The 9,195-nt window shown below is 62.7% G+C and carries 7 protein-coding genes and 1 pseudogene; 3 read left to right on the top strand and 5 right to left on the bottom strand.

Translation table 11 applies throughout. The features are described from left to right. Nucleotides 1-497: 497 nt before the first annotated feature. Entirely contained in the window at nt 498-3,242 is a 2,745-nt protein-coding gene (locus tag J2751_RS10050; protein WP_209485697.1) for a phage/plasmid primase, P4 family, read from the bottom strand. Then, complete coding sequence (locus J2751_RS10045; protein WP_209485695.1) at nt 3,239-3,403, bottom strand: hypothetical protein; 165 nt, start codon at nt 3,401-3,403, stop codon at nt 3,239-3,241. Before J2751_RS10045 ends, J2751_RS10050 begins: the two co-directional genes overlap by 4 nt. A gap of 528 nt (nt 3,404-3,931) precedes the next feature. Between J2751_RS10045 and J2751_RS10040 the strand changes: the two genes are divergently transcribed. Beyond that, a complete protein-coding gene (locus tag J2751_RS10040) occupies nt 3,932-4,408 on the top strand; it encodes a hypothetical protein (protein WP_209485693.1) in 477 nt (158 codons plus the stop codon). A gap of 14 nt (nt 4,409-4,422) precedes the next feature. Here J2751_RS10040 and J2751_RS10035 read toward each other — a convergent pair whose 3' ends face one another. Genes J2751_RS10035 through J2751_RS10025 form a run of 3 tightly spaced genes read right to left on the bottom strand, consistent with a single transcriptional unit; the run spans nt 4,423 to nt 6,399 of the window. Then, nucleotides 4,423-5,520, bottom strand: a complete 1,098-nt coding sequence (locus J2751_RS10035; protein WP_209485691.1) for a tyrosine-type recombinase/integrase — start codon at nt 5,518-5,520, stop codon at nt 4,423-4,425. Beyond that, nucleotides 5,513-5,962: a hypothetical protein gene (locus J2751_RS10030; RefSeq protein WP_209485689.1), complete on the bottom strand. Its 450-nt coding sequence runs from the start codon at nt 5,960-5,962 to the stop codon at nt 5,513-5,515. The genes J2751_RS10035 and J2751_RS10030 overlap by 8 nt, the downstream gene beginning before the upstream one ends. Next, a complete protein-coding gene (locus J2751_RS10025; protein ID WP_209485687.1) occupies nt 5,959-6,399 on the bottom strand; it encodes a hypothetical protein in 441 nt (146 codons plus the stop codon). The genes J2751_RS10030 and J2751_RS10025 overlap by 4 nt, the downstream gene beginning before the upstream one ends. Before the next feature lie 40 nt (nt 6,400-6,439). Between J2751_RS10025 and J2751_RS10020 the strand changes: the two are divergent. Together J2751_RS10020 and J2751_RS10015 are read left to right on the top strand one after the other, a co-directional pair. Further along, a pseudogene (locus J2751_RS10020) lies at nt 6,440-7,087 on the top strand (secretion system protein); the annotation flags it as partial. After that, nucleotides 7,084-9,096, top strand: coding sequence for a type II secretion system F family protein (locus tag J2751_RS10015; protein ID WP_209485685.1), 2,013 nt, complete (start codon nt 7,084-7,086; stop codon nt 9,094-9,096). The pseudogene J2751_RS10020 and the gene J2751_RS10015, both read left to right, overlap by 4 nt. Nucleotides 9,097-9,195: the final 99 nt, after the last annotated feature.

The following is a 9,195-nucleotide window of genomic DNA, read 5'->3' as shown; positions in this document are numbered from 1 at the left end:
CGTCGCGGTTCGGGGGGAGTACGTAAACGCGCTCGAACGGCGATTCCTCGATTATGTCGGGATCTGATACGTCGTTACCTTGGGTCATATAGTCGCTCATTTTTTGTTTTAGTTTGCTAATGTGTTCGCTCGCCGGTTCGTCGTCAATGGTGATCTTAATCACGCAAATCACCCGTACGGAAAACCGCGCGCGGATCGGTAGCTTCGGTGTGATTGTTCCCGCGCCTGATGTCCGAAGTGAAGCTAGCCGCGTCCCCAAACCTTGAGATCGACATTAAGGGACTTGGATTTCTCGAAGCCACCGGGCGGTATGCCTCACCGTGAGTTGCCAAGCCCCGGATCATCGGCAGCCCGCTCATACGGGCACGAACACCTCGCGTTTCGCGTCCCACTTGCGGGCGTACTCCTCCCCACAAGTGCGGCACCGGATCTCGTTCTTAGTGTGCCGGTGTGTGTATCCAGTGTGCCCGCGCGGGCACCGCATCCGCCACGGGTCCCTACTCATGGTACTGGTACACCCCCTCGGATTCGCGGGTCAATACATGGCCGTCAAATTCGTCGCACAACCACGCCAGCCCTAACTCGGCGTAGCGTTCCGACTTGCCGAGCTGTTCGGCAACGGCGTCCGGTGTGAGCGTGTCGCCGTCGGTGTATGCCGCTTGCACGTCCGCAAGAAGCGACGGGTAGCCAACGCCCGAACTATCGGGTGCTGGAGCCGGATCTTCCGTGTCTTCACCCTTGGGGTCGGGTGTGTCTGAACCGCTCTTGTCGGCCGTTTTTTCGGTCGGCGCGCTTCCATCGTCGTAATCGTCAATCGAGCGGGGTTCGGTGTCATCGTCGTCGTCGTCACTGCCGTCCGACGCCGAGATTACATCGATTGGATCGGTTTCGCCCTCAACGGTTCCAAAGTTCTTGTACCCACGGCGGGGCGTTGCGTGCCGATCGGTTCGGACGCTACTAACATACCCAAGGTCGGCACCCGAATCCCGTGCGGCGTTCGTGAACTTGTTTTGCCCGACCGGATCCTCACCGTTCTCGCGGCACCAACGACGGTACACGTCCCACGCCTCACCCGTTGTGATATTCGGCGGGTCCGGATCGTGCTCGGCAACGTTGGACAAGAAGTAATCGAGACTGTCACCCCACGTTTGCCACTTGCGTCGTGTGTCGTCGGGCGACCCCGGCACGTTCGTGAACTCGCCGCGTTCCATAAGGCGCGTCCATCCTTCAATCGCCCAGTTGAGAACAGCGGACAAGTTCTCGGGTTCCTGCAGGCGGTCGCCAAGCATGGGGTCGCGCCGGTCCGAACCCTCGGGGAAGTAGTTATCAAACTGAACGATAATCCAACGCCGCCAAAAGGCGGTGTCGTCGTCGCTCACGGGCACGTCCGGCACTTCATTCGCCGCAAACAGCATCCCGCCGGTGTACGTGAACTTGAACGGATCCTTATACAACCGCTTTGCCGTCACGGCGTCGCCGCCGGTGAGCTTCTTAAACTCACCAAGGCTCCGGCCAGTAATCGAGCCACTGGATAGGTCGGCCGCTATGTTGGCTAACCCACCGTGCAACTCGGCTTTGCTCGGCTTGTCCCCAAAGTCGTATGGACTAATGTTCGTCGTGTTGTCGTCGCCGAGGAGCGCGCCGATCGTCTCAAGGAACGTGCTCTTACCGTTGGCTCCGCCACCGACAAGGAGAAGCGCACGCTCGAACGTGGCATCCCGGTGTAAGCAGTAGCCGATGTATTCCTGAACAGCGTCAATCATTTCATTCTCAACTACCTCACCAACGAACGGTTTCCACTCCCCGTCCGCATCGGGATTGTAGTCAACCGGGAGCCGCGTCTGTGCGTAATCGTCCGGCCGCAACTCCCGGAGCGCGTTCGGATCGTCCCGAGCCGCTTTTTCCAAATTCAGCAACCCGTTTTTGACGGCGAGCGTTCCGGGGTCAAGGCCGAACGTATCCGTTGAAACCTCAACGGTGGGATCGGCCGCGGCTTGATTCTTTAACTCCTCAAGCACGTTGCCGCCGTAGTTCACCGCGTCGAGCGTCTTCCGTGCGGCTTGTGCTAAGGCCCGCTCGCCGTCCGCGTTCCATGTGCCACGTTCCGAATCGTAGGCCCATAGCGCGCCGTTCTCGCGGCTCACGCGGACGTAACACTCCTCGGACGCTTTGATCAACTCCCAAGTGTACGCCGCTTTCTGCCGGTCGTTGAGGTCGGAGATCTCCCCGTCTTCACCAAGGCCGGCGTACGCCTGCAGGTCGTCCGGACGCAACGTTACCGATCGCGGCGCGTCTCGCTTCGATGGGTCCGGACGCGTTGACGACGGCGGCGACCAACCGGCTTCTTTCGCGCTGTGTACGAGCGTCGCAACGCTCACACCCGCGCCGGCGGACGCGTCGGACCAAATCGATTCAATCTGGTTCTCGGCGGCGGCGTCGTACTTGGATCCGCGTTGCGACCACGACTCAAAGAGCGACCGCCCGCGGCTTCCACTATCGTAGTCGTGAACCGCATAGGCAAGGCGGACCCATTCCGAATGTCCAACGTCCGGATCAATATGGCTTAGAGCTTCCTCAACGTCGGACTCATCAAGCCATTCGTCCCCGTCGTACTCATCGGGCGCGCCGGCGGCGTCGTTCAGTCGCGGCGGCTCACCGCGTAGTTCCTCATAGGCGTCAAACAACCACGGGGTAGGGTCGATCGCGGCGATCGCACTCCCCGATTCCGGCACGGAATTACCAGTGAAGGTGCAGAACTTGTTAGTCAACACGTCAACGCCTTCATGATCGCCGATTTGGCTATCCGACCACCAATCAGGCACCTTACTCCCGTCAATCGGGATGTGGATCCCCGTGCCGCTCGGCGACCGCTCGATGTAGGTCGCCGCTTTGCTGAACCGATCCAAGCTCGGCACCCACTCTTTCAGGTCGCCACTGTCGGTAACGCCGCCGTCAATGTCAATCACCCCGAAGGCACCTGCAGGGTAATCGTCGTTATCGGCGGCCGTCACGTAGCCGATCCCCCACGTCTCGCGTGAGCGGGCGGCTTGAACGGCTTTCTCAAAGGAGTGCCATGCCTGCGGATCGGACCAACTAATCTGGAAGTCGCCCTTCCAGTGCGGCCGGCGCGGCGTCTCGGCCGATAAATCCCACAAGAGCCATTGATCGCGCTCTTTCAGCTCACTGGGGACGTTTTCGTATGGCTCCGTGTCCGTACGGTGGGGGCTTTCTGCTCGGCTCATTCCTCACCTCCCTTGGGATCGGTCACAACCAAACCGGACTCCGTAACGTCGTACTCCACGGCGTCGGTGACTTCGGGATCAACGCCGAGCGTGCGGAGTTCGTCGCCGGTGAGGAAGATCCCACACCCGTCGTTGCTAACGCGAGCTTGGCGTTCACTCATGTGACTGCCCCTCCGTGGCACAATTGGCGGCGTACACATCCTCGCGGCCGTAATATTCGACCGTAGAGCCATCAGTACGGTCCAAATCAACCGCGAGCGTGCGGCTGGGTGCATCCTTATGGTCCGCGCTATCGTACCTACACATGACGACCACCCGTCGTCAGACCCCTTCCGCCGCGCCCGCGCCCCAACGCGGGTGTTTTCTTGTCACTCATCGTTTACCGACCACTCTCGCGCGCGTCGAGGATTGACCGGAGAACCTGATCGTAACTCCGGGCGTCGCGTTCAGCTTTAATCCGCTTCAACCTACGCCGAGTTTCAGTTGAAACGGGAATGCGTGATTCACTTGCGGCCATGTTACCACTTTGGCGAGCCGGTAAGATAAAGTACGAGTAGGTAGTAAATTCTACTATGGCTCCGAAACGGCGATCTTCCGTACTCACGGATAAGCACCGGAAATACCTGCTCGGCCGAATGGAACCGAGTAATGAATCAGAATACCGCGGGCGGATTCGGGATGGGGTCTATATGAGCGTCTTCGATTATCACCTCCTACTCAACGAATTGCCGATTGATGATATTCGGCGAGCACTTTCGGCACCCGAACCAGAAATTGACGACGACGATGTTACTGACCTTGAGGATTCTGAACCGGATGTACTCCACAAGTTCGGTACGGCGTTGCCTTCGCTATTCGGACTACCTTACATCAAACTGTTTCCGGAGGAACAGCAAGCCGAAAACCAACCCCTTGGGTGGAGAATGGAGAGTTATGTTGAGCGCGGAATTATGCGAGCGCTAAACCGAATGGGAGAAAGCTACACTAACGTCAACGTTGAGATTGAAATCGAACTGGGAGAGTCACTTGAAGACTTAGCAGATAGGGATCTGACCGAATTGGATCACGCGACGCTTTCACAACTCCGGAAAGGCGGGCATATTTCTGACGACCAATTCGCAGAAGCTTGGGTTGCGATTAAAGACAGAAACCAATCCGAGGAGTGAACTTACCCAAGTAATTACACGTTCAGTTTGAAGATTCGTTCCCGGTACTCCTCCTCAATGTCCTCGTAATAGGTGTGCAGGTAGTGGCGAATCGCACCCTGATCGCTTAGTTGCGTCCCGCCAACCGTGTCCCCACGCATATACTTCACTAACTCTTGGTTCAGATCCTCTTTCACGCGCCAATAGGTCGTGAAGTAGTGCCGCCCGAAGTGTGAGGTAATCGCCCGGTGGTCTTCGGTTTCGGCATACTCGGGGTGGAAATTCGGTTTCCACACGTCCCTGTTGATCGCGGTCTTACGCATTTGTACCCGACCGTTTTTCGAGAGGAATAGCCACGGCTCACCGTTATCAGGCCGAATGAGTAGGTAACGGACCAACACCGCCCGGAGTTCGTCGTCAAGCGGGAGTAGGCGCGGCCGGCGCGACTTGTTGCCCTTGCGGTCGTGAGGGATATACAGGGCGTTCTTGCGTCCTTGTAGACCGCTCGCGGTCCCCATGTCGTCATAGTGGTCCAGCACGTCGCTGTTCTGGATGTGTAACTCGGAGAGTTTGATGTTACACACTTCGGTCGCTCGAAGGCCGAGCTTGAGCTGTAAGACCACGATCGCCCGGTCGCGGATGTGGGTAATGTCGGACACTACATCCTGTAGTTCGTCAAGCGTCAGCCGTGGCGGCTCTTTCGGACCGCCACCGTTCAGGTTGACCGTATCCTTTGCTAATTCGATCGGGTTGTAATCCGTTGGGTGGGGAAAGGCGGCATCGTCCTGCCAATACTGATACGGCGCGTTCAGGTACATGAGGCGGTTCTTGACCGTCCCCGGCGCGTTGCCACGGTCGTCACGCAAGTAGTCTATGAAGCCCTTAACGTGGTCCTCATTCGGGCACGCGGGATGCCGATCCACGGTGCTCATGTGCTTTTTCCACTCCCGAAACGTCCGGTGGTACTCCCCGACCGCGGAATCCGATATGTCCTTGGTCGACAGTCGTTCCTCAACGTACACCTCGAATGGGTCGATCCCAGTTTCCTCGAAGGTGCTCGCGTACTGTGCAAGCGGGTCTAACTCACGGCCGAACGCGTCGGCCAATTGTCGGCGGGCGTCGTTGTCACTCATTTGCTTTCTCCAGTTTCCGGTTCCATATCTCACGCGCGCTATTCTCCGCGTCGACCACGGCCATGTGGAACGGGTTGTAGGTGTGTTGGTGCTCCGTGTGCCATAGCAACCAGTCGTAGAAGCCTTCAATCACGTTCCAGTGCTGATAGGCCCGATCGATACTGAACCGTCGCACCAACTCCGCGGACCACGCTTCCACGTCGTCAGGGCGGGCAAGGGCATGGTGTCGGCCGCGATCGTCCATGTGCTCTTTCCACCGCCGGGCGAATAGATCCCATTCCTCACTCATTCGATCCGATAGCTCAACGGTCGCCCGATAGTCCGCCCATGTGTCGCGCCCCTCATAGGCCGGAGCAAGGTTGTAGAGCCGTCGCCCGTCCGGCACGTCCGACAGTTCCTTGAACACACCAAGGCGGTCATACGGCGGTTCTGCGCGGCTCATGTCCCACCTCCCGTCGGGTAGTATTCGCCACCCTTCTTTTCGAGGTCCACACCTTCGAGCGCGTCAAGGTGGGGGTTCAACCGCTCGGGCACCGTGTCCGCGAGCCGTTGGCCGATCTCCGCGCGGGTCGCTCCGGGGTTTTGTTCCACGAACCGGCGGATCGTCTCACGCTCGCCACGGTGTAACTGGTTTTCGAGCTTGTCGATCCGGTCGCGGGCGTGTTCCAGTTCGGCTTTCAGGTCGTTGCGTTGCTCGCGTAGTTCACGGACCGTTTCGTCCGGTTCAACACTCGCGTCAAACTTCTTGCGACCGGCTTCGACCATCGCCTGTATCCATTCGGACACAGACATATCCATGTCCGCGGCGTCGGCTTTCCAATCCTCGTATTGGTCCGTCGCCGGGTAGGTCATGGCCGGTTGTGTGTCGTCGCCTGTCATGGTATGTAAGAGGGTTGCGTCCCCTCTTACTAATACTTATTCGCTTTACACCGGCCACGGTCTCGTCGGGACGACCCACGCCGCGGACATCGAGACCCTCGTCAACCGAGTGATAGAGCGGGGACTCCCGCCGTACCTGCTCCGGGAGATCGATCTGGTCGTGTTCCCCCGGCAGGTCGGGCGCGACCGGTACGTCGCACAGGCGGTCGAGCCCCTCTCGCCGGACGAATACGACGCGCTCGACCCGGCCGCACGGCGGAGCCGGACCGGGGACCCGAGACACGGCGGGGCGGACGTCGTCGAGAAGGGCGGGACCGCCGTCCACTACAACACGGTCGCGTGGCGCGAGCCCGACGGGACGTTCCGGATGGACGGCGCACCGACCGGCGAGGGTGTCGAAAGCGGAGGTGGAGGCGGGTCCGGAAGTGACTCGGGCGGAGTCGGGGGCGGCGGTGCCGGGAACGGGAGACGGATCCACGCGCTCGCGCGACTCGCCGAACGGACCGACCGCGACGTCGCGGCCGTGGAGGACGAGTTCGCCGCAAAACACCGATACGTCGAGTACCTCGTCCGTGACGGCGTGAACGACTTCGACGAGCTCTTCGAGTTCCTCGCGGACCTTCGGGCCGATGAGGCGGCGACGGTCGAGCGCGCCGCACGGACGCGACGCGGGGGAGACGAGCCGTGAGTCGGGACGGACCGTCGACGGCCCTCGGAGAACGCCCCGGGACCACTCGTGACGAGAGGGCTGGCGGCGTCCGGGAGTCGGATCGGCAGGATCCCCGTCTCTCCGGGATCGACCGCTGGATCCACGCGCTGTTCGCCCGGCACGCGGACGACCGCCGGCACGACGCGGACCGGCGGCGATACCGCGGGTGTGACCCGTCGACGGGGTTTGAGACGTATCTCGCCCGAACGTACGCGCTCTCGTGGGTGACGGGACTCGCTGTTCTTCTCACGACGCTTCTCGTCGGGCGCGCCGCCCTCCCGGAGGCGGCGATCACGGCGGACGCGGCACTCGGGGGAGCGGGTGTTCCCCTCTCGTTCGGCGTCGCCGACGTTCCGGAGACGGCGCTGGCCGTCGGCGTCGCGCTCGCGGCCGGGGGGCTAGCCAAGCGGGCGACGATCGCCGGGGGTGGGCTCTACCTCCGGTGGCTCGTCTCGGCTCGCCGGACCCGGATCGAGCGGACCCTGCCGGGTGCCGTCCGCTATCTCGACGCGCTCTCCTCCGGCAGCGACGACGCTCGGACGATGCTCGCGAGGGTGGCCGCGAACGACGCGTACGGCGGAACCGCGGTCTCGTTTCGGAAGGCGCTCAACGCGGCCCGGCTGACGGGAAGCCTCGGTACGGGGCTCGGACGCGTCGCCCGCGACACCCCCTCGCGGGACCTGCTCGCCCCGTTCCTGCTGAAGTTCCGCCAGCACGTCTCGCAGGGCGACGAGGCGCTCGCGGCGTTCCTCGGGACGGAGAGCCGGCTGCTCGCGCATCGACAGGAACACGCACGAACCCGGGCGCGACGGTACCTGAAGCCGCTCGCGGAGCTGTTCGTGCTCGTGCTCGTGTTGCCCGCGCTGCTTGTGATCGCGGTGACGGTGGCGAGCGTGTTCGCGCCGACGCTCTCGCGGCTGATCGACACGCCGATCGGCGCGGTCTCCCCCCGGGCGGTCGCCGTCTACGTCTCGATGGGGTTCCTGCTCGCCGTGGGAGCGGTCGGGATCGCCGCGATCGGCGCGCTTCGCCCGATCGACTCGCGGCGGCGGTACCGACACCCCGGAACGCTCCGCGGGATAGCGGCGTCCGCGTCCGCGAACCCGGCCAGCGCCTCGGTCCTCGCGCTCGTCCCGGCCGCCGCCGTCGCCGGCTGGCTCGCGTACGCCGGCTACACGCTCGTGAACGTCACGCTGCTGTCCTACGTCGTCTTCGCGGTTCCGGTCGGGCTCGTCGCGGCGCGGCGCGACCGGATCGACGACGCGAAGGACCGGCGGATCGCCGAGTTCGTCTACGCGGTCTCCGAGCACGCCTCGTCCGGCCGACCGTTCCCGGAGGCGGTCGAAACCGTGGCACACGAGGCCGACCTCGGCGTGTTGCGGTCGGACGTCTCGGACCTCGCGTTCAACCTCTCGTTGACCACGACCGCCGATGGTCGGACGGACGACGAGGGCAGCTCGGCGGCGACCACGTCCGCCGCGCCGTCCACACACGGCGACGTGCGGGCGGCCGCGCTGGACCGGTTTGTCGACCGGGTCGGGACGCCGCTGGCCGAGCGAACGATCGGGATCGTCAGCGGCGCGTTGAACGCGGGGAGCACGGTCGACGACGTGTTCGAGACGCTCCGGGTCGAGGTCGACCGCCTGAACCACGAGAAGCGCGCGCTCCGGGCGGCGATGCGCCGGTACGTCGCCGTCGGCTGGGTGGCCGCGGTCGCGGTCGCGGGCGTCGTCGCCGCGATCAACGCTCATGCCATGGAGACGGACCGACTGATCGCGCTCGCGGCGGCGCTCGACGCGCCCTTCGATCCCGACCTGTTCCACCCCGGGTTGGAGCGGTTCCGGCTGTACGCGGTCGCGCAGGCGACGATGCTCGCGTCCGGCTGGTTCGCCGGGGCCGCGGCCCGCGGGCGGTACGGCGCGCTGCTCCACTCGGGCGTGCTCGTCGCGCTCTGTTACGCGGCGTTCACGCTCGGCGGGCTGGTGTGAGAGGGACAGGAGTTCGTCGTCGAACTCCGTTGTCACACCCCATCGCGTACGCTCGGCGGTGCGGTGAGAGATCCGCTCTCTATTCGACCCGATCGATTA

This window comes from Halorubrum alkaliphilum (assembly GCF_017873815.1).
Classification (GTDB): Archaea; Halobacteriota; Halobacteria; order Halobacteriales; family Haloferacaceae; genus Halorubrum; species Halorubrum alkaliphilum.
The sequence above is the reverse complement of the archived record's forward strand: the minus strand, read 5'-3'. Positions and strand labels throughout refer to the sequence as shown.